Raw genomic sequence first — 20,278 nt, 5'->3', positions numbered from 1 at the left:
ATGGATATCGATTTTGAGTGCACGATGTGCGGCAAGTGTTGTCACGATCTGCGTTTGCCGTTGACCGTGACGGAGGCGGTTGCCTGGCTGGAGCGTGGCAACGACGTGCAGATTCTCTGCGACGCGTCGCCGTGGCCCGAGGAGCCACCTGAGGACGACCTCCAGGCGGCGCATAGACGTCGTCGCTCCTTTGCCGCGATGAGCGGATCGTTGCCCACGAGGGTCGTGGCCATTCTGGCGGCTGCGTACACGGGCCCATGCCCGAACCTCCAGCCCGACATGCGCTGCGGTATCTATGAGCAAAGGCCTCTGGTGTGCCGAATCTATCCGGCGGAAATCAGTCCATTCGTCGAGCTGACGCCGATGCACAAGGCCTGTCCGCCTGAAGCGTGGACGCCTGGATTGCCGCCGCTGCTGCGTACCGGCAAGCTGGTCGACGCGAGCATCCTGCCGCTGATCAAGCAGTCGCGCGATACCGACGCGAACGAAGTCCCCATCAAGCAGCAGGTGTGTGCATTGCTGGATATCGATCGCGCTGCGATGTGGAATGAAGGCTTTGTCGCCTATTCACCTGATCGCGTCGATCTGCTGGCAGCGCTACATCAGGCTAGCAGCGAACCTGCCGTGCCCACGCTGTCATCGACGTGGCGTTTCATATCCAACCGCCGAGCGATGGTCGATACCCTTGTGTCGGCTGGCGCGCTCGGTTCCCTCGTCCATGCGAACCGTACTGCGGACTTCGAATACCTGGGGTTTTTCGCGGCATCTGAGTGAAGGCGGCTTCCGGCAATTTATACGCGTTTAGCAATTGCGCCCGCGAGTCGCCGGGCGAAGTTCGGGTGAGACAGGTCAAAGCCGATGCCATGCCATCGGGTAGCCGATCCGGCCGAGTATCCTCCGCGACTGTCCGCAACGGCCGACGACTTCCCGTCCGACTTTACGGCGTGAATGGCCGTTGCGCACAGAAAGCTGCCGTAGACGTGGCGCCGCGTTCAGATGCTTCCTCCGGTAGTCCTCGGCTCCATAAAGGTGTGACGGAAATACTCCCGTACCGCATGCATTGCCGGACTCAACTCGAGATTTTTGCGCCATGCGAGGCCTACGCTCATTGGCGGTACCGGGTCGCGCAACAGGATGGTCTCGATGCGCCGTCCTTCGAGCGACCACGGCCGGTAGACCATGTCCGAAAGAATCGCGACGCCGCTGCCGTTGGCCACCATGCTGCGCACGGCCTCGACCGATGACGTTCGCAGTATCACGTTGGGACGGTACGGGGTGTCGTTCCAATAGCGCAGCGCCGTATAGGCGGCCTCATCGACCGTCAGCATGACGAACGGTTCGGGCGCGACGTCGGCAATCGTCACGCTCTCCCGCTTCAGCAGCGGATGATGAGCCCCCACCCACAGACGGCGGACCGAATGAATCACCGGCTCCAGCACGAGTTCGGGATTCGACACATTCGACGTGAGCAGGACTGCCATGTCGTAGCGGCCGGCGATCAGGCCTTCCTCGATCGATTCGCGGTTCAGTTCGTGCAACTGGATCGTCAGCCGTGGGTATAGCGTGTTCAGACGCAGGATGTGGTGCGGCAGGAAGTAGCCGAGCACCGTGTAAGTGGCGGCAACGGCGAGCGTGCCGGTCAGCGTGCTTTCGAGGTTCGGGATACGCATCGCCTCGTCGACCGACGAGAGGATCGTGTATGCCTGATTGAGAAAGCGCCGTCCCGTGTTGGTCAGCGTGACACCGGTCGCGGTGCGCATGAAGAGCTGGGTGCCGAGGCTGTCTTCCAGGTCCTTGATCGCGCTGGTGACTGCGGATTGCGAGATCGTCAACTGGATCGCTGCCTGCGAGATCTGTCCGAGTTCGGCGGTGGCGACGAAGTACTTGAGCTGCCTGAGGGTCAGCGCCATGTCGACCTCAAAAAAATCGATATTCGGATTCGAATTATCTTATCAGTTGATCGGGGCATGCACGTTGCCGCCTGATGACGCGGCAGCCGGCTTGCTGGAGGCCGGCAAGGCACGCCCGTCCGCCGGGCGGAAATATCGATAAAACAGATATCAAGCCATCCAAAAATCGAACTATTTTGACGAGGATCGCCCGGCTAATCTGTGTTTCCATACGGTCGCAGCGTGCGTTCCTCAGTGCGCCGGCCCCTGATCCGGGAGATATCGAGTATGAAGAAACGCAGCGTCGACCTGAATTCCGATATGGGGGAAGGGTTCGGCCCATGGAAGATTGGTGACGGTGTCGACGACGAGATCATGCCGCTCATCAGTTCGGCGAATATCGCCACCGGTTTTCACGCCGGCGATCCGAACATCATGGCGCGCACGGTCCAGATGGCGAAAGAAGCGGGCGTCGGTATCGGCGCGCATCCAGGCTTTCGCGATCTCGCCGGGTTCGGGCGCCGCCACATTGGGGAGGCGCCGCAAGCGCTCGTCAACGACATCCTGTATCAGCTCGGCGCGCTGCGCGAGTTCGCGCGCCTTCACGGCGTGAGCGTGCAGCACGTGAAGCCGCACGGGGCGCTCTACATGCACGCCGCGCGCGACGAGGGGTTGTCGCGGCTGCTCGTCGAGACGCTGCAGCGGCTCGATCCGACGTTGCTGCTCTTTTGCATGGAGTCGTCGGTGACCTGCCGGGTGGCCCGCGAGTTCGGCCAGCCGGTGATCCGCGAGTTCTACGCCGACCGCGACTACGACCGCACCGGCTCGATCGTTTTTACTCGCCGCGTGGCTCGGCTCGATCCGCAGCAGGTTGCCGACAAGGTGCTGCGCGCGTGCGTCGACGGCCGGGTGTCGACCGTCGACGGGGACGACATCGACATCGACTTCGATTCGGTCTGCATCCACAGCGACACGCCGGGAGCCTTGCAACTGGTCGGTGCGACCCGCAACGCGCTGACGCGGCACGACATCCGCATCGCGGCGCCGTTGCCGGTTGCGGTCTGACATCAGATTCGAGGAGCATGCACAGATGGCATTACACGATATCGTCAGCCCCCTGCCGGGAACGTTCTATCGGCGTCCGTCGCCCGATGCCGATTATTACGTCGAGGCCGAATCGGTGGTCCAGAGCGGCGCTGTGGTGGGGCTCGTGGAGGTGATGAAACAGTTCACGGAGATTGAAGCCGGCGTGGCGGGCCGCGTGACCGAGATTCTCGTCGAAGACGGCGAGCCGGTGGATGCGGGGCAGGTTCTGCTGCGGGTCGAGGAGTAAGCGCGATGGGTACGGGAGATTCCACACTTTCGTTCTACCGCCCCGCGCGTATCCGGACCGTCCTGGTCGCGAACCGTGGCGAGATCGCTGTGCGCGTGATTCGCGCCGTACAGGAGCTGGGGATGCGCGCAGTGGCCGTGGTCAGCGACGCGGATCGCGATAGCCTCGCCGCGCGCATGGCCGACGAGGCGGTGCCTATCGGCGCGTCGCACGCGGCGAAGAGCTATCTCAACCCGGCCGCGATTTTGGCGGCCGCGCAACAGTGTGGGGCCGACGCGATTCATCCGGGCTATGGCTTCCTGTCGGAGAATGCCGGCTTTGCGGCGCAGGTCGAGGCAGCGGACCTGATCTTCGTCGGACCCTCGTCGCAGGTGATCGCGACCATGGGCGACAAGGCGCGCGCGAGAGAGACCGCGCAGCGCGCGAACGTGCCGACCGTGCCCGGCAGCGACGGCGTCGTCAGGTCGCTCGAAGAGGCGCGCGACGTGGCCGCGCGCATTGGCTATCCGGTCATGATCAAGGCGGCTGCGGGCGGTGGCGGACGCGGCATCCGCGTCGCGCACGATGCGATGCAACTCGATGCCGAACTACCGCTTGCGCAGCGCGAGGCGCAGGCGGCATTCGGCGACGGCGGCGTCTATCTGGAGCGCTTCATTGCGCGCGCGCGGCACATCGAGGTGCAGGTGCTCGGCGACGGCAACGACGTCGTCCACTTGTTCGAGCGGGAGTGCTCGCTGCAGCGGCGGCGCCAGAAGATTTTCGAGGAAGCGCCGTCGCCGTCGCTGACGCCCGAAGTGCGCGCCGCATTGTGCGCCTCCGCGACGAGCCTTGCCCGGCAGGTCGGATATCGCAGTGCAGGCACGCTGGAATATCTGTTCGACGAGGTGCGCGGCGAGTTCTACTTCATCGAAATGAACACACGCATCCAGGTTGAACATCCGGTGACCGAGGCGATCACCGGCATCGACCTGGTGCGGGAGACCCTGCGGATCGCGGACGGCGAGCCGTTGCGCTTCACGCAGGACGACATCGTGCTGCGCGGCGTGGCCCTCGAATGCCGGATCAATGCGGAAGACCCGAGGCAGGACTTCCGCCCGAACCCCGGCCGCATCGACGAGCTGGTGTGGCCGGCCGGGCCGGGCGTGCGCATCGATTCACTGCTTTATCCGGGCTACAGCGTGCCGCCGTTCTACGATTCGCTGCTCGCCAAGCTGATCGTGCACGACGAAAGCCGGCCGGCCGCGATCGGGCGGCTCGTCCGTGCGCTGCGCGAACTGCACATCGGCGGCGTCAAGACAACAGCGCCGTTGCATCTGGCGCTGCTTGCCGACGACGACGTGCGTGCGGGGCGCTATCACACCAACTATCTGGAAGCATGGATGGAGGTGTGGCGCGCGCAGTCCGACACGGCGGCGGACGCATCCGCCGCGTCGGGCGAGGCCGCGGCACGCGCCTCCGGAATCGGGGAGGCAGTATGACAGTCCGATATACGTTCGGCGGCGATGAGTTCATCTTCGTCGAGATCAGCGAGGCGATGTCGCTGGAGGCGTTTTTCAAGGGCACAGCGATCACCCGCGAACTGCAGCGCCGCAACGTGCCGGGCATCAGCGAAATCTGCCCGGCCAATGCGTCCTACCAGGTTCGCTACGATCCTGATGTCATAGCGCCCGACGAACTGCTGGCTTTGCTCAAAGGCATCGAGGCCGATGTCGGGGAAGCGGAGCTTGACATCGACACACGCATCGTCGAGGTGCCGGTGCTTTACAACGATCCGTGGACGCACGAAACGCTCATGCGCTTTCGGGAGCGCCATCAGGATCCGGCTTCGACCGACCTCGAGTACGCCGCGCGGATCAACGGCAAGCGCGACGTCGACGAGTTCATCGCGGCGCATGCGGGTTCGCCGTGGTTCGTGTCGATGGTGGGTTTCGTCGCGGGCCTGCCGTTCATGTTCCAGATGGTCGAACGCGACAAGCAACTGCAGGTGCCCAAATACCTGAGACCGCGCACCGATACGCCGAAGCTCACCGTGGGCCACGGCGGCTGTTTCGGCTGCATCTATTCGGTTCGCGGTGCGGGCGGATACCAGATGTTCGGCGTGACGCCTGCGCCGATTTTCGATCCGGCGCAGCGGCTCGACTATCTGCGCGAGTTCATGGTCTTTTTCCGGCCGGGAGACATCGTGAAGTTCAAGCCGATCAGCCGTGAAACCTACGACGAGGCCATCGCTGCCGTCGAGGCCGGGACCTTTTCGCTGCGCGTGCGGCCGGTGCGCTTTTCGCTCGATGCGTTCCTGCGCGATCCGCACGCATACAACCGTTCTCTGGTCGAGGTGCTGGATGTCGACTGATTCGCTTGACGTCATCGAGGTCGTGAAACCGGGTCTGGCCACTTCGGTGCAAGACATCGGGCGGCAGGGCTATTACCACGTCGGTATCCCGCCTTCCGGGGCGCTCGATCAATTTTCGCTGCGTGCGGCAAACCTCCTGGTCGGCAATGCGGAGGACGCAGCGGTGCTCGAGTGCACGCTACTTGGCCCGCAGCTGCTGTTCCATGTGGACGCACTAATCGCGGTCACGGGCGCCGAGATGGCTCCGAAAATCGACGGCGTCGCACACGCATGCAATGTTGCGCTCCGTATTCACGCAGGCAGCACGCTCACGTTCGACTACGTGAAGAGCGGCGCGCGCGCCTATCTGGCGGTGGCGGGCGGAGTCGATGTGCCGTTGGTGCTCGGCAGCCGGTCGACCTACACGCTCGGCGCGATTGGCGGCTACGAGGGGCGGCGCTTGCAGAAGGGTGATCGCCTGCCGGTCGGGCAGGCTCAGCGCCCAGTCCGGGAGGGAACGGCGCTGCCGGCTACGCTGCGCACGCCGCTTGCGCGTGAAGTCGAACTGCGGGTGCTGGCGGGGCTGTACCACCACCGGCTGACCGACGAATCCGCTGCGACCTTCTTCGAGGACACGTGGGTGGTCGCGCCCGAAGCCGACCGCATCGGCTACCGCTACCGGCAGGGCCGCGCACTGAAATTCCGTGAGCGTGAACAGCCTTTCGGCGCGGGTGCCGATCCGTCGAATATCGTCGACGCCTGTTATCCGATTGGCTCGATCCAGGTACCGGCCGGACTCGAGCCGATCATCCTGCATCGCGACGCGGTATCCGGCGGCGGCTACGCCACGATCGGCACGGTCATCAGCGCCGACATGGATCTGATCGGGCAGATGCAGCCCAACCATCAGGCGCGCTTCGTGTCCGTCACGATGGACGAGGCGCTTGCTGCGAGACGCCAGGCGCAGCGTCGCGTTGCGATGCTGCGCGAAGTGCTGCGGCTTTGATCCACGGCTGGCGGAATCGACCTCCGGCACGAAGAGGCGTTCCGCTCGTCCTCCATTCCCTTCCTGTTTTTCCGCGCTGCCGTCGGCTGGGCGGCGGGGACAGGCACGCCTTTTCCATGCAGGACCGGTTGCCGGCCGGGCGTCGAGGCAACCCTGCGGGTAAGTCACGCCGCGGCACAGACGTCCTTCGCAGGCTAAATGTCGTTGAGGGGCATCATCATGAGCAACATGACACAGCAATCCGCGAGCGACGACCTGGATCTATCGACGGTCGCCATACCGGCAGCGTCCAGAATGCCGGCATTCCCGCTCACCATGGCCTGGTGGGCGGTATGCAGCGCAGTGTTTTATATCGTCGTCGGCGCGACGCTCGCACTGACTTATGGTGCACGAAATGCGCTGATCGGCATGGTCCTGTCGGTGGTGTCGTACGGCGTGATCAATTCGGTTATCAGCCGCTACGCGATTCGAACGGGACTCTCCGTTGCGCTCTTCTCGCGCGTGTTGTTCGGCAGCGTGGGTGCGGCACTGGCGACGCTGATCTTCTTTGCAACTGCAATCTACTATGCGGTGTTCGAGGGATCGGTCATAGCGGTGGCAGCGCATCATTTGATGCCTGCACTCGACTATAAATGGGCTGCATTGATTGTCGTCTGCTACAGCGTTCCGCTAGTGTTCGGCAGCGTGCAGCATTGGCTCGACAAATTCAACGGCGTGTTGCTGCCGTTCTATCTGCTCGGTCTCCTGGCGGCAGTCGGCCTTGCGACCTATGAGTATGGCTACAACGCCGCCTGGCTCGATTTCGGCCCGTCAGGCGCGGCGCCGGCGGACGGCTGGTGGCAATGCTTCGTCTATTACATGGGTGTGTGGGTCTTGATGATGTTCACGTTCGACTACGCACGCTTTGGCCGAAAGGAAGACGCCGGTTACCACGGCCGGTTCAATTTCGGCATGCCGTTTTATCTCGTTACCTTCCTGCTCAATGGTGCCGCGGGGATCTATCTTGTCAGCACGATTCCGAACCTTGGTGCGCTGTCGGAGGTGTCAGTCGTCTTTGCACTGCTGAAACTGATGGGTCTTGGTGGACTTCTGTTCGTCTGGGTCACGCAGTCGCGGATCAATACCGCGAACTACTACCTTGCGACGATTAACATGCAGGCATTCTTTGAAAAGATTGCCCGGATACGCGCACCGAAATTCGCCTGGGCGATTGTCGTAGGCGTTGTCGTCTATGTGCTGATGCTCGCCGACGTATTCTCAAAGCTGTTGCAGGCGCTCGCCTACCAGGGCATCTTCGTTGTTGCATGGGTGGGTGTTGCACTCGCGCACATAGTCTCGACCCGTTATGAGAAGTTGGTCGGCAGCGAGATTGAATGTCGTGACTCACATGTGCCGGCATTCAACCCGGGAGGCCTTATCGCATGGTTTGCGGGTGCATTCGCGGGGCTGGCATTGAACAGTATGTCCGGGACCATTGCGTCATTCTCCGCGCCCGTTACGTTCATCGTTTCGTGTGCAGCTTATGGAATGTTGCTGGCTTCCGCAAAGCGGACATGGTTTGTGCGTGAGGCGCGCATCCCTCAAATCGACGAGGCTTGAGAAAATGACTCAATTCCCGCCCGTCGCGAGCATTTCGACGCGAACGCCATCCAGTTGTCGACGCTGTTGTCGATCAAGACGGGCGGCTGCGAGGAGGATTGCGGCTACGGCTTGCAATCGGCGCATCACGAGACGGGCCTGAAGGCCGGGAAGCTGATGGAAGTCGACGCGGTGCTGGCGGCCGCCGCGCACGCCGCGAAGGACAACGGCGCGACGCGCTTCTGCATGGGTCCCCACGGCAGATACGCGCCGCCGCCCGATATACGGACGCACCGAATCGGGAACCTGTGCAGCGTGACCTGCTTATTTCAATACAGAACCTAGCGACTGCCAGCAAAGGATTGTGGAATAAGGCGCGGTACGATTTCGAGGAATTTTGTGTACCGAATTGTGTACCAAAAACAGCGTATGGCTGAGAACCGAGGGATGGCAGGCCGGCCGGTGGGCGTCAGGCGTCAGTCGATCCAGGCCGTTTGACTTGGGAGACAGCCGCAACGAGCTCCTGCTGCGCTGCCAGACGCTCGTCCTTCGCGTCTCGATCCGCAGCCCAGCCAAGGATTACACCGTGCCCGTCGTAATCAATCTCGGGCGCAGCCTCGCACCGCAGATCTGCAGCGGTGATTTGCGGTACTGGGATTTCAAGTGCGGCTATCGCCGTCAGATTTGCACTGGCCCGAACCGTGCGGCCGAGATGCCACAAACGGTCTTCAGAAACACCATTTAATCCGCAAACGGACGTTTCATACCGCGCCAGGGTGGGGTGCCATTCCGGCTCAAAGGCTTTGGGCTTTGGTGTGCCGTCGGCAAACAAGTCCCGCTTTTTAAATACGAAGCGGGCGGCGCTGCCATCGGCAGTAACAAAGTCGATTTCCTTAGCCGGCGGTGACTTGATGAACCAGGTCGATAATGCTTTTAGGAATCACATCGACAAACCGCTTCGTGCCGTGGTCTTTATCAAACGGTGACATGCGCGAGGCATAAGAAAGCCTGCCGTCCTCGCGCAGTGCAATTGTCAGCAGCTCCCCACGCGGCCCCCGCCAGTCGAATGACGCTTCGCCGTCACCGTCGATGGACAACTCCGGCGCGGGCACCGTTCCCGGGAGTGCCAACAAAAAACGCTGCGCCACCACCATCACCTTGGCTTGCCGAAAATTGAGTTCGTGCTCTTGCGCCAGCGCTTGCAGGTCATTGAACACCCAAGAGGTACGCGCGGCCCCGCCCGCCTTCAGGTCGTCAACGGCGTTGAACGCTTGCCGAATCAACTTGCGTCCGACTTCACCAGCTGGTGGAGAGCCGGAGCCAGAGAGGTAGCCGTTGCAGCGGCCGAATGCGGGTGTGCTCATTCGTACATCTCCACGGTTTTTTCGGTCAGGTGCTCAAAGAACATCCGATTTTTTTGATCTCTTAAAACATCAAGCCCGGACCAAATGTCGTCCGCTGCGAGGTCGTCTATCCGGGTCACACGGAAGACGTCGATGTCGAGAATCACCATGATCGACGAACCGGATGGACTTTCGGACGGTGGCCCCTCGAAGGCCTGTGTGACAACAGAGGTGCATTTCGCAGTTTCGTCCGGAACGATAACCCTGGTCAGAAATCCGCTCACCGCCTGCGGCAACGGCGGGGGGACTCTTGGCGGGCAAGTCAGATACTCTTCGAAGTCACCAAACGGTAGCGGTAACGAGAGCTCGTTGAGTAGCGAACGGCAATCCGCGTGACGGTAACTGGCTCAACGACTCCGCGAAAACTCTCCCACAGCCGCCTCGCCTCCTCCCTCAGCTCTTTCCACTCACCGTATGGTGACAGCCTACTCAATGTGAAGCCTGACGTTCGGCATTGCAATACGTATAACCCGTGCGCTGACTCAAGCCTGCGACCAGTCACATTGGGACCTGCCTGCGTAGCAGTTCGCCCGTCCGCGTCCAGGCCAAAAACTGCCTCCCACAGGTCCATCTTTTTGCCGTAGGAATCCGAAACGGAATCCACGAAGCGGTCGATCGCGTCCAGCGCCACTGGTGACTCGAACCGGAGGTCAACGAGCGCTTCCTTAGCGGGGGGTTTCGAAAGGTGCCTGTAACGCGCCACCGAGTGTCCCTTACGAATCCGATGGTCCCGTCGAGACGTTGCCGCGCAAGCTAATGCCGTTCTCGCGCAACTTCGCCTGATTGTCCCAAAGCCACATCCTGATGATGGAGCACGCGACCTCGGATTTCGAGGTCCCATGCAACCCCAATTGCGCAATTTCACCAATGAGATAGTCCGTCGCCACGTCGACGGTGAGTTGAAGCTTTTTCGTCTCCACGGCGTTGGTGCGCGGCACGGGAGCCTGTCCCCGTTGTGTGGCCCCGCCCTCGATATCGGCACGCTGGGCGCGCTCCTTTACGCTGCGCCGCGCGACGCCCGGCGTTCAAGCGCGTCAACCTCCGTGACCGCCATCAACTTGCCCGCACTAGTTCCGCCTCGATCGGCCCCCTCGTCTCGCTGGATCACGACGAAAATTAGTAAGTTGAGAGGGGCGAGAGACCGCCGCCCCGACATCCACACTTTTCCGCTTAGGCGGAACGCGTTCGGTTGAAACGTGCTGCCAGCCAAAAATCGTTTGAATCCCTTGAATGAGGCGATTAATGAAAAGTATCACCAAACTTGTGCTGAAACCTAGCACGAACGGAAGCAGCAGAAACAGCGCTTGTTGAAAGGCTGTGGTCGTTGAGGTATCTTTAGCGTCGCCCAATTTATGCAACGCAATCGTATCCGCAAAAGATATAAATTCTTTGTACCCAAACGGAAATGACAGAACTAACCCAAAAGTGCAGCCAATAATGATTCGAACAAGGATCATTCTGGAGCTTGTCATGTCAAATGTAATGTCATTCTGCACCGCCAGCAGATTCATGGAAATAAAGGCGATCGAACCTAGAGCTCCCATGGACGTAAGCCAGAGAGCATAGGGTTCCACAGTCACTTTGGAATCTAATGGGAAATGGAGAAGTCGAGAAAGTGGAGAGGGTGTTCCGCCCGAAGCATACGCATCTAGCGAGAGCAACAATCCGCCTAAGCAAGCCACCGCTAGTAGTAGGACCCACGGTGGGAACTGTGTTAGCAAGAACTTCCTGCGCATTGACTCATTAAGCAGCGAGAATGAATAATTTAATGCTGCATCGAGATCCTCAAATTCTTTCATCTCCGGGCGTCTGGACTTTACGTCAAAGTAGTAAGCGCAAAGGTCCGGGATCTTCAAAGTACGACAGACTGAAGAATCAAATGCGATGCCATTAAAGAGAAGGAAAGATCTAATTTCCCGTAGAAGATAGACTTGTTTGCAGAATTCCGAGTCTCCGACGGCATACCTCGGCACCTCGGCAGACTTCGCCTCTGCCTCCCTCGAGCGTGAAAACATCTTTGTTAGCTTCATTACACACCTCACGGCAACAAGGGGTTTCGGGTCTGACGTTTCCAAAACCCACGAAAGCCGATATCCCATAAACGCTAGGCTATCCACTTTCAATATTGAGACGGCTCTGTGGTGCGAAGTGTGTGTTACCGCACCTTCCAATTTGTGTGTGACGCGGCCCGGGTATGGCCAACGTCGAAATCTGCGGCGAGTGCGCTAAGGTGCGCGATAAAGTCGTGCGGCATCTGCCGAAGCTCGAGGCTGCGACGATCCCCGCAAGCTATGGCCTGACCGATTACATGGACCTCGACGGTCGGCGCCGCTAAATGTTCAGCGCCGATCGGTGCGAGGCCATCAAGCGGATTTCGACGCGTCTCGCTGCCGAGTTCGCCATGCTGAGCGCATTCAGCGCGTTCGACATGTTCGCATGCTGCTGTTGAAGCTGAGCCGATTCGAGCTGCGTCTTGATTTGCTGCTGAAATTCCGAAAGCACTGCGCGACGATGCTCGAGTCGGTGCCCTGGCCCGCGTTCACCGCATTCTGTTGGATCTGCGCGATGCCTTGCTGAAGCTGTTGATTTGTCCCCATTCCCTTGTGTTCACGAGTTGGGGTAAATGGTGGGGTACATGAGTGGCGTGCTGAGCCAGCACCCAATACAGTACTGGCTTTCAGTCCGTTGTGTGACTCCTGTCGGGGGACCAGCCTTCGCTGCGCCATAGTCGCGACGCGCCGTTATCCACAACAATCAGGCAGGTAAAGCGAGGGCCCGATTCAGGCCTTCTGCAGTATTTCCATAGCGCGATCGGCGTCGCTTAGCGAGTCGAGTGCCATATAGGCAACGAACTCGGTCCCGAGTACGGCGGCCGTGGCGCCGCGGAGATTGAGCCCTCCTTCGGCAAGCTTCTGGGTCAACTCGGCGAGAACGCCCGGGCGGTCTTTGCCCGTCACTCGCAGAGCGCGAAGGCTCGGCGTGACGTTGAAACCCACCTGGGCGGCCGCACGGGTTTCGCGGTCGCCTTGCAACGGCGCGACGAACACGATCCCCTCGCCCGCGCCTTCCCGCGTTCGCCGGGCGACGACGAATTTCAGATCGGCGCCGGCGTCGCGCAGGACGCTCAGCACTTGGGCAAGGCTCCCCGGCTGGTCCGGGATCGTCGCAGCCCAGACGTCGACACGTTCCACTTGCAGATCCATGGCACCCTCTCTCGGCTGTCGCACCCGAATAAAAATCTAGGTCACAGGCGGTCCGCGAGCAAGCCGAGCAGCGCATGCCCACGGCACGCGCAGTCCCGTCGGCTTGGCAATTCGTGCGCTCTGGACTTAAATTCCTCTATGCACGTCGCTGCAGCGCCCGGCGCGTCGAAGCCGGACTCGCAGACGCGTCGCCGCGCCTAAGAGCGCCGTGCAAGCGCGGGGAAGCTCATGTTCAAGCATCTGCTGGTGCCCACCGACGGATCGGCACTGTCCGACGCTGCCATCCGGATGGCCGTGACGCTTGCCGGCGAGTGCAAAGCCAAACTGACTGGGCTTCATGTCATGCCGGAGTATCGGCACTTCGTGTACAGCCCGGAAATGCTCGAGGATACCGAGGAGCGCTTCCTGGAAATCGCCCAGCAGCATGCCGATGACTACCTCGGAGCAATCGCGAAAGCGGCCTCGGAGGCCGGCGTCGAATGCGAAACGATCGCGACGACCCAGGCCCATCCCTACGAAGCCATCGTTAGCGTAGCCGCCGAACGTAACTGCGACCTCATCGTCATGGCATCGCACGGTCGCGCAGGGGTGCGCGCGCTATTGATCGGCAGCGAAACGCAGAAGGTTCTGACACACAGCAAAGTGCCCGTGCTCGTCGTCCGGCCGTCGGTGCATGCCGGCACGCCGCGCGCGGTCCAGTCCGGGGCGTCGTCGGGCGAGTGACAAGCGCCGCGCGAACTCAATGCCGGCGATGCGTCCAGTGAAGCAGATGATGCTCGCCCATCCAGCGCATAGGCCAATCGGATTCGCCGATGATGCCGAGACAATTCCATAACAGTTCCCCGCTCGCAGACGTCCCGGCGAAGCGAGCGGGCTGTTTCTCGCCCTCCCACTCCGCATCAGTGTCAGGACCAAGGCCGGCATCACCCAATAAAATTCTCCGACCACAAGATCAGCAGGCTCGGTGTACGGCGATTTGTCGCTGTTCATCATCCCTCCCTCGCCTCGTCAGGCACTTCCTCGCCGAACTTGTCTGCAACGTAAGTCCGCATGGCGGCGATCAGCGGGGTTTTGCCATAGAAGCAAAAACCAGCCGGTGTGGATGCTGCATAACCGCCATGGTGCAGTGCGCCGACATTTGTGTTGACTCGAGGCAGGCAATAATCTTCACGCTCGAGGATTGGACCAGCGTCAGCCCAATCCGTCGATGGGGCAAAAGCCGCGTCTACTGCACTAGACGGCTCGCCTTCGCAGCCTGCGTACTCAACCCAGCACATGCCATCCTCGATCCTCGGGTTGGACAGGCCGCTTGCGCGCGCTACCCAGTAGTCGAGCAGCGCACCCTCCAGTTCGTCGACGAGCATCACTACCTCCGCTATGTGTATCGCATGCGCCGCTTCAGGCGGCCTTCATGTTCGTATGCGACAGCCTCCTGACTTCGGGCGTATGAGCGCACGTTCGCATCCTGGCGATCCTTCGGCGCGTCGTCAATCTCTCCCACGCGTAGCACTTCCTGCGCGATCCGAACGCGCAGCCGTATGAGTGGCTGATTGCTGTCCACCAGCCGCCACGCGCCGGCACGATGTCCGGTTCGTCAATTCATCGCGCGTCTCTTGCCTCGCAGGTTGTGAAACGATTTCTTCCAGTCGCCACTGGAGGCTGTCTGTATTCTTGCGGCGAATCAGCCCTGACCGGAATGAACACTATGAGAGCCCTTTTGTTGCTTATCGCTGCTGCTATGCTTCTGAGCGGTTGCGTCGTCTGGCCATACGACGGCTACTACGGTGGGGGGTACTACGGCGGGTATGAGGGTGGTCACCACGGTCACCATCACGGCGATGATTGAGGTCATTGCGGCGGCCTGGCTCGAAATGCCGAGCGCCGAAAGCGCGTTCGACATGTTCGCCTGCTGCTCCTGCAATGCGCTTCGCCGCCTGAGGCAGGTCTTCGAGCTTCGGCGCCCGATCGATCCACTCCCGTCACGCCGAAGCGCGTACGCGGTCGTGTGCTGGTATCGCATACAAGAGCGTCTTGTAACTGCGGTTCGCGCAATTCTTTTCCTTGGCTGCTCAGGGTTGTGCACCGTGGTTCACTGCCATTCAAGCAGACTGCGCACGGATCACTCTGCGCTATCGCGCTACATTCGACTTGAGGCGGTAGAAGTCACGCACAGGAGGGGCATGCTCCGCGTACTCGGTACGCGCACCGTGCACACATCATTTGCGAACGTTGCGTATTCTGTATGCGCGCATTCGCACGCAATTGATTCTGGTGACGCACCGATTTCGCTGACGTCTAGCAAACGGCACGAAAAACGAATGATTGCAGGATAGGCAATCGCCGGTTTTGGGCGCCAGAAGCAACAGCCCAGCGACAGTCGCCATCACACATCATCTAAGAGCGGCATTGGAAGGGCGGCGTAGTAGTCCCACCGCTCACCGTTACGCGACGATGAGTCCGCACTCGACGAGCATCATCTCGCAATCGGTTCAGTACCCTGAGCGAGTTCTGCGAGATATCTCTCATACACAAACACGCGGCCGCGCTGGCGCCCAGTAACCTCGTTCGCAATATTCAGTTGCACGAGATTCGCGAATGCTGCCGTAACCGCAGGCTGGGACAGTTGCAGCTTGTCGGCAGCACTCGGGATCGTCAGCATCGGCTTGCGTTGAAGCGTTTGAAACAAGCGCATGGCAGACCCGCTCGCGCGACCCAACTGATCGATCTGCTTTCGGTCCTCGTCGAAGATGGCGAGTATGCGCCGGCCGGCCGCTGCAGCTTGTTCGGATGTTTCCTTGACGCCCTGCAGGAAAAACTTGATCCAACCTTCCCAGTCGGCCTTTTCCCGTACGAGTTGGAGTCGCTGGTAGTACTCGTCGCGATTGGCTTTGAAGTACAAGCTGAAATAGAGGATCGGCTGAGACATCGCATCGTCTGCACACAGCAGAAGAGCAATGAGCAATCGCCCCAAGCGACCATTACCGTCCAAGAATGGATGGATCGTTTCGAATTGAGCGTGCGCCATGGCAGCCTTCACTAACAACGGTACGGACGGTGGATCTTCGTGCAGGAAACGCTCGAACTCGCCCAAACATTGCTGGAGACGGTCGGGAGGAGGCGGCACAAACATTGCCAGACTCGGCCGGCTTCCGCCAATCCAGTTTTGGTGCCGCCTGAACTCGCCCGGATCCTTTTCAGCACCTCGCCCGTTGTCCAGCAGTTTCCCGTGTATTTCCCGTAGCAGTCGGAGCGACATGGGAAAACCTCCGCGGAGGCGTTCCAGCCCATAATTCATCGCGGCCACGTAGCACGACACCTCTTGGACGTCATCGAGCGGGACGCCTGGTACTTCCTCGTTCTCGAACAGCAGCAGATCCGACAATGAAGATTGCGTACCTTCAATCTGGCTCGAAAGCAGCGCCTCCTTCCGAACGTAGAAGTAGATAAACAAGTCCGGGTCTGGAAACAGCGACGCCAAGCCATCGAGCCTGCCGAGAGCACGGTTTGCGCTCTCGAGGAGCATGAACATCTCGGAGTCAATGGCGACCGCGGGGTCGGGTGGCAGCGGGTGGGGTACGAAGGCTTTATAGCGCTCCGCTGCCAGAGAACCCTCGACGTACGTGCCGGCAGTTCGATCCGTCATAGCTAAGGTTTGGCTCGCTAATGTTTAACAGGGTTAGGGGGGGCTAAAGAAATATTAGTAAAAGTTTAGCTTACTAAACTTTTGGGTCGAAAAGTTTGGTAGTGACTCGCTGTCCAGCGCATCGTTTCGCCACATCGCTACCCGGTCGCTCCAAAGTTACCGATCACGACCTTCCGCTCCTCCTCGACCTGTGTCTCCACAAAATCAGCCCAAAGCTGCAGGATCTTCCGGCGCTCCTCGGCGTATTCGGCGCGGTTATAGACACCCTTGATGCCCTTAATCGAGTGCGCAATCGCCTTCTCGATCGCATCAGACGACATGCCCATTTCGTGCAGGTGCGTCGACGCGGTACGACGAAAGTCATGCAGAACGAAGTGCTGAACGTCCAGGCTCAGCGAGCGCACGGCCTGATTGAGCGTGCTTTTCGCGATCGGCTTGTTGTCAAGACCACGCGTTGATGGGAATACGTATTCGTGGTTGCCGATCTGCACGTGGAGCTCGCGGAACATGGTAACGGCCTGCGCGGACAGGTAGACCCAATGCTCCTTGTCCTTCTTCATCCGGTCGGCGGGGATGCGCCAGATGCCGACGTCCAGATCGAACTCTGACCACCGCGCCTCGACTAACTCGGACTTTCGAACCATTGTCAGGATCAGCAGGTGGATCGCCAGTTTCAGCGCGCGGCGGATGTCCGACGCATAGACGGCACGCAACACCGTACCAATCTCGTCAGGTGAAAGGACGCGCGTGCGACTGTCATGCGTAGCGACGAAACGGGCAACAACGGCATGCGCCGGGTTTGTCGTGGCAAACTGGCGCGCGATCGCATATTCGAACAGCCGTTTGATGACGTTGCGGGTCGAAAGCGCCATCTTGGGAGCACCGCGTGCCTTGATCCGATCGCAGATCATCAACACGTCGCCCGGCGTCACTTCGGGCAGGGGTTTGTTACCGACCGCTGGATAGATATCCTTCTCCAGTGCCCGCTTGATCGTGCGCGCGTATTCGGCCGACATCGGCTGCACTTGGCTTGTGTACCAATCATCGCCGAACTCCTTGAGCGTATCGAAGCGCTTCACGGCTCCGCGGTCTTTCTTGGCATCCGTCACCGGGGAAACACCCTTGGCGACGATCTCGGCATACCTCCGGGCCTTCTCGCGGGCCTCCTGCAGGGTGATCGACGGATAATCCCCGATCGTCACCATCGGCTGCCGCTCGCCGTGCAGCGTGTACCGGTAGCGCCAGACCTTCGATCCCGACGTCATGATCTCAAGCACGAGACCGCCACCGTCCGAAATACGGTAACGCGCCGCATTGGCCTTGAGCGCCTTGATGCGAGTGTCATTCAGCGGGACGACAGTTTTGGGCATGTTGGTACACACCAGCTGGGATACAACGTCCGTGTGTACCTAAATGTGTACCATCAGGAGATGGCAGTCAAGAGGCATTCTTGGTCAGCAGCAGCAGTAAAATCCAATTCTGGCAAGGGTTTGCGGGAGATTCCCGGACATCAGTGGACAACCCTGGACAACAGATTACTTGCCAATACAAAACCGGCTGAAAATCACCCCGAGCAAATCGTCCGACGTGAATTCCCCGGTAATCGAATTCAATTGCTCTTGAGCGAGCCGTAATTCCTCGGCGAACAAATCGAGCGCCTGTGCGTTCTGATTCGCGTGCTGAGCCGCGAGCGCGAGGTGATCCTGCGCAGCGCGCAGCGCAATCAGGTGCCGCTCGCGCGCGAGATAGACGCTTTCCGCACCGGCCTGCCATCCGGCGATCCGCAGCAACTGCTCGCGCAACAACTCGATTCCTTCGCCCTTTTTTGCCGACAGGCGCACTTCGCAGACATCGTCATCGCTCGCATCGGAAAGACGCGTGACCGTCGGCGCGAGATCCGTCAAATCGGTCTTGTTCAGCACGCGCACGACAGGCACGCCAGACGGAAAACGCGCCGCGATCACGCCGTCCTCGGTCGTGGAGCCGACGCGCGCGTCGAGCAAATGCAGCACCACGTCCGCGCGCTCGATCTCGCTCCATGTGCGCGCGATGCCGATCTTCTCGACCTCGTCTTCCGTTTCGCGCAGGCCCGCCGTATCGACCACGTGCAGGGGGATGCCCTCGATCTGGATGGTTTGCGAGACTTTGTCGCGCGTCGTGCCGGCGATCGGCGTGACGATCGCCAGCTCGGCGCCCGCGAGCGCGTTCAACAGCGACGATTTGCCGACGTTCGGCTGCCCCGCGAGCACCACCGACAACCCCTCGCGCAGCAACGCCCCTTGTCGCGCGTCGCCGAGCACCTGTTCGAGCCTTCCGCGGATATGCGTGAGCTTGCCGCGCGCGTCGGCGGCTTCGAGAAAGTCGATCTCTTCTTCGGGGAAGTCGAGCGTCGCTTCGACGAGCATGCGCAGCGTGATGACGTCTTCGACGAGCGCATGGATATCGCGCGAAAACGCGCCTTCGAGCGAACGTCCGGCCGAGCGTGCGGCGGCCTCCGTGCTGGCTTCGATCAGATCGGCGACGGCTTCGGCTTGCGCCAGGTCGAGTTTGTCGTTCAGGAACGCACGACGCGTGAATTCGCCGGGCTCGGCGAGCCGCAGATCGAAGCGGCGCCCGGCGTCGACGCAGCGTTGCAGGAGCAACTGCATCACGATCGGCCCGCCGTGACCCTGCAGTTCGAGCACGTATTCGCCTGTGTACGAGTGCGGCGCCGGGAAGTACAGCGCGATGCCGCGGTCGAGCGCGTTGCCGCCGCCGTCGACGAACGGCACGTAGCTCGCGTGACGCGGCGCGAGCGGCTGGCCGCATAGCGCCAGCATCAGCGATTGGGCAGCAGCCTCCCCGGCGCGGCCGAACGACACCCGCACGACGCCGATGCCTCCCCGTCCGGGGGCGGTGGCAATGGCGACGATCGGATCGGAGTCGGTAGCGAGCATGGTGGAGAAAGACTGCAGTGGGCGAAGGTGACAGGCGAAGGCTTGCGAGCTTGCTGAAAACGCAGCGCATTGTAGCGCGCCGGTTGCCCGGCTTCGACGTGCCGTGCGGGGGCGAAACGGTCGTCCGGGCGATGGGCTATTTATCTTGCATAAGATAAGATTGTTCTTAAGATCGGCCGCCCACGTTGAGACTATAAACGGTCGAATATGCTTGATAAGTAGACACTTGTGCTACCTCGATGGCTATCGAAGATTACCGTCTTGCGCGGCGTATCTCAGCTAAAAATATGCCTATATCAGCTAAATGTAGCTTAATTGGTTGTCTCCTTGGCGCTGGCTGAACTGCACAATTTTGTGATGCCAACCGTCGAAGAAAAAATGGCGTTCTCCGAGCGCCTCAAGTTCGCGCTGCTGCGCAGCCCCGAGAAAGTCTCGGGCGGGACTGAGCTTGCCTTGCACTTCAATCTGCGCCATCACGGGGACAACCCGATTTCCCCGCAGACCGCGCACAAGTGGCTGACCGGCCGCACGATCCCAACTGCCGACAAGCTCGCCACGCTGGCCGATTGGCTGCGTGTCGATCTCCATTGGCTGCACTACGGGCCGCCGCCGAGCGCGGCCGCCCGCACGACGCCCAAGCCCCTCCCGCGCGACGAAAAGTATCCGCTGACGCCGGAGACGATCGAGCTGGCGTCGAAGATCGAAGCGCTGTCGCCGCATCACCGCTATCTGGTTCAGGAGCTGATCGAGCAGTTCTACGGGGATGGGGCCGATCGCTAGATTCGTCGAGGGCTTGGCTGTCTGCCGGGAGGCAGCTCAATAACGCCGGGCCCCGCCACGACAAAAACCGATCACCCCAACAAAAAAACCGCCCGGCGAAAACCCCAGCCCTTCACTTGGCGTGTTGATGGACTTCTAGGCGGGGCAAGGCTGATTGAAGGGCGGAGACCAAAATATC

23 protein-coding genes and 1 pseudogene are annotated in these 20,278 nt (G+C 60.7%); 11 read left to right on the top strand and 13 right to left on the bottom strand.

Annotation, left to right across the window (positions count from 1 at the left end; genetic code table 11):
* Complete coding sequence (locus J3489_RS16830) at nt 1-774, top strand: YkgJ family cysteine cluster protein (protein ID WP_206999841.1); 774 nt, start codon at nt 1-3, stop codon at nt 772-774.
* A 218-nt stretch (nt 775-992) separates the two neighbouring features.
* Here J3489_RS16830 and J3489_RS16825 read toward each other — a convergent pair whose 3' ends face one another.
* Nucleotides 993-1,910, bottom strand: coding sequence for a LysR family transcriptional regulator (locus tag J3489_RS16825; RefSeq protein WP_206999839.1), 918 nt, complete (start codon nt 1,908-1,910; stop codon nt 993-995).
* Between the two features lie 267 nt (nt 1,911-2,177).
* Between J3489_RS16825 and J3489_RS16820 the strand changes: the two genes are divergently transcribed.
* The 7 genes and pseudogenes from J3489_RS16820 to J3489_RS16790 all read left to right on the top strand — a co-directional run.
* Entirely contained in the window at nt 2,178-2,954 is a 777-nt protein-coding gene (locus tag J3489_RS16820; protein WP_206999837.1) for a 5-oxoprolinase subunit PxpA, read from the top strand.
* Nucleotides 2,955-2,979: 25 nt separating this feature from the next.
* A complete protein-coding gene (locus J3489_RS16815) occupies nt 2,980-3,222 on the top strand; it encodes an acetyl-CoA carboxylase (RefSeq protein WP_206999835.1) in 243 nt (80 codons plus the stop codon).
* A gap of 5 nt (nt 3,223-3,227) precedes the next feature.
* The gene (locus tag J3489_RS16810) at nt 3,228-4,700 is read left to right on the top strand and encodes an acetyl-CoA carboxylase biotin carboxylase subunit (protein WP_206999833.1); all 1,473 of its coding nucleotides are present in this window, start codon (nt 3,228-3,230) and stop codon (nt 4,698-4,700) included.
* The gene (locus J3489_RS16805) at nt 4,697-5,572 is read left to right on the top strand and encodes a 5-oxoprolinase subunit B family protein (protein ID WP_206999831.1); all 876 of its coding nucleotides are present in this window, start codon (nt 4,697-4,699) and stop codon (nt 5,570-5,572) included. The genes J3489_RS16810 and J3489_RS16805 overlap by 4 nt, the downstream gene beginning before the upstream one ends.
* Nucleotides 5,562-6,557 carry a 5-oxoprolinase subunit C family protein gene (locus J3489_RS16800; protein ID WP_206999829.1) on the top strand — a complete coding sequence of 332 codons (996 nt, stop codon included), beginning with the start codon at nt 5,562-5,564 and terminating at the stop codon, nt 6,555-6,557. The genes J3489_RS16805 and J3489_RS16800 overlap by 11 nt, the downstream gene beginning before the upstream one ends.
* A 219-nt stretch (nt 6,558-6,776) precedes the next feature.
* Nucleotides 6,777-8,156, top strand: a complete 1,380-nt coding sequence (locus J3489_RS16795) for a purine-cytosine permease family protein (protein WP_206999827.1) — start codon at nt 6,777-6,779, stop codon at nt 8,154-8,156.
* Between the two features lie 24 nt (nt 8,157-8,180).
* Nucleotides 8,181-8,387, top strand: a pseudogene (locus J3489_RS16790) (biotin synthase BioB); the annotation flags it as partial.
* A gap of 217 nt (nt 8,388-8,604) precedes the next feature.
* On the opposite strand, the gene J3489_RS16785 reads toward J3489_RS16790, so the two are convergent.
* The 6 genes from J3489_RS16785 to J3489_RS16760 form a co-directional block, all read right to left on the bottom strand.
* On the bottom strand, nt 8,605-8,967 hold the full coding sequence (locus J3489_RS16785; RefSeq protein WP_206999825.1) for a hypothetical protein: 363 nt from the start codon (nt 8,965-8,967) through the stop codon (nt 8,605-8,607).
* A gap of 61 nt (nt 8,968-9,028) precedes the next feature.
* Nucleotides 9,029-9,499: a hypothetical protein gene (locus J3489_RS16780; protein ID WP_206999823.1), complete on the bottom strand. Its 471-nt coding sequence runs from the start codon at nt 9,497-9,499 to the stop codon at nt 9,029-9,031.
* On the bottom strand, nt 9,496-9,774 hold the full coding sequence (locus J3489_RS16775; protein WP_206999822.1) for a hypothetical protein: 279 nt from the start codon (nt 9,772-9,774) through the stop codon (nt 9,496-9,498). The genes J3489_RS16780 and J3489_RS16775 overlap by 4 nt, the downstream gene beginning before the upstream one ends.
* Nucleotides 9,775-9,800: 26 nt before the next feature.
* Nucleotides 9,801-10,241 (bottom strand): TIGR04255 family protein, encoded by a 441-nt coding sequence (locus J3489_RS38840; protein WP_206999820.1) that lies wholly within the window; start codon nt 10,239-10,241, stop codon nt 9,801-9,803.
* Between the two features lie 10 nt (nt 10,242-10,251).
* Nucleotides 10,252-10,476, bottom strand: a complete 225-nt coding sequence (locus J3489_RS16765; RefSeq protein WP_206999819.1) for a hypothetical protein — start codon at nt 10,474-10,476, stop codon at nt 10,252-10,254.
* A 129-nt stretch (nt 10,477-10,605) separates the two neighbouring features.
* On the bottom strand, nt 10,606-11,337 hold the full coding sequence (locus J3489_RS16760; RefSeq protein ID WP_206999818.1) for a hypothetical protein: 732 nt from the start codon (nt 11,335-11,337) through the stop codon (nt 10,606-10,608).
* A gap of 395 nt (nt 11,338-11,732) precedes the next feature.
* Here J3489_RS16760 and J3489_RS16755 point away from each other — a divergent pair, with 395 nt between their 5' ends.
* Nucleotides 11,733-11,873, top strand: coding sequence for a hypothetical protein (locus tag J3489_RS16755; protein WP_206999817.1), 141 nt, complete (start codon nt 11,733-11,735; stop codon nt 11,871-11,873).
* Nucleotides 11,874-12,318: 445 nt separating this feature from the next.
* Here J3489_RS16755 and J3489_RS16750 read toward each other — a convergent pair whose 3' ends face one another.
* Nucleotides 12,319-12,741, bottom strand: coding sequence for an ACT domain-containing protein (locus J3489_RS16750; protein WP_206999816.1), 423 nt, complete (start codon nt 12,739-12,741; stop codon nt 12,319-12,321).
* Nucleotides 12,742-12,969: 228 nt separating this feature from the next.
* On the opposite strand from J3489_RS16750, the gene J3489_RS16745 reads away from it, so the two are divergent.
* Nucleotides 12,970-13,464 (top strand): universal stress protein, encoded by a 495-nt coding sequence (locus J3489_RS16745; protein WP_206999815.1) that lies wholly within the window; start codon nt 12,970-12,972, stop codon nt 13,462-13,464.
* Nucleotides 13,465-13,730: 266 nt separating this feature from the next.
* Here the strand turns inward: J3489_RS16745 and J3489_RS16740 are convergent, their stop codons facing one another.
* The 5 genes from J3489_RS16740 to mnmE form a co-directional block, all read right to left on the bottom strand.
* Entirely contained in the window at nt 13,731-14,105 is a 375-nt protein-coding gene (locus J3489_RS16740; RefSeq protein ID WP_206999814.1) for a phage protein NinX family protein, read from the bottom strand.
* 317 nt (nt 14,106-14,422) lie between these two features.
* The gene (locus J3489_RS16735; RefSeq protein ID WP_206999813.1) at nt 14,423-14,641 is read right to left on the bottom strand and encodes a hypothetical protein; all 219 of its coding nucleotides are present in this window, start codon (nt 14,639-14,641) and stop codon (nt 14,423-14,425) included.
* A gap of 573 nt (nt 14,642-15,214) precedes the next feature.
* A complete protein-coding gene (locus J3489_RS16730) occupies nt 15,215-16,264 on the bottom strand; it encodes a Fic family protein (protein ID WP_242540077.1) in 1,050 nt (349 codons plus the stop codon).
* A gap of 257 nt (nt 16,265-16,521) precedes the next feature.
* Complete coding sequence (locus tag J3489_RS16725; protein WP_206999810.1) at nt 16,522-17,754, bottom strand: tyrosine-type recombinase/integrase; 1,233 nt, start codon at nt 17,752-17,754, stop codon at nt 16,522-16,524.
* A gap of 165 nt (nt 17,755-17,919) precedes the next feature.
* The gene (mnmE, locus tag J3489_RS16720) at nt 17,920-19,320 is read right to left on the bottom strand and encodes a tRNA uridine-5-carboxymethylaminomethyl(34) synthesis GTPase MnmE (protein ID WP_206999808.1); all 1,401 of its coding nucleotides are present in this window, start codon (nt 19,318-19,320) and stop codon (nt 17,920-17,922) included.
* 357 nt (nt 19,321-19,677) lie between these two features.
* Here mnmE and J3489_RS16715 point away from each other — a divergent pair, with 357 nt between their 5' ends.
* On the top strand, nt 19,678-20,100 hold the full coding sequence (locus J3489_RS16715; protein WP_206999806.1) for a helix-turn-helix domain-containing protein: 423 nt from the start codon (nt 19,678-19,680) through the stop codon (nt 20,098-20,100).
* Nucleotides 20,101-20,278 lie beyond the last annotated feature (178 nt).

The organism is Trinickia mobilis (genome assembly GCF_017315705.1).
GTDB classification, from domain to species: Bacteria; Pseudomonadota; Gammaproteobacteria; order Burkholderiales; family Burkholderiaceae; genus Trinickia_A; species Trinickia_A mobilis.
This window is presented reverse-complemented; position numbering and strand designations above follow the sequence as displayed.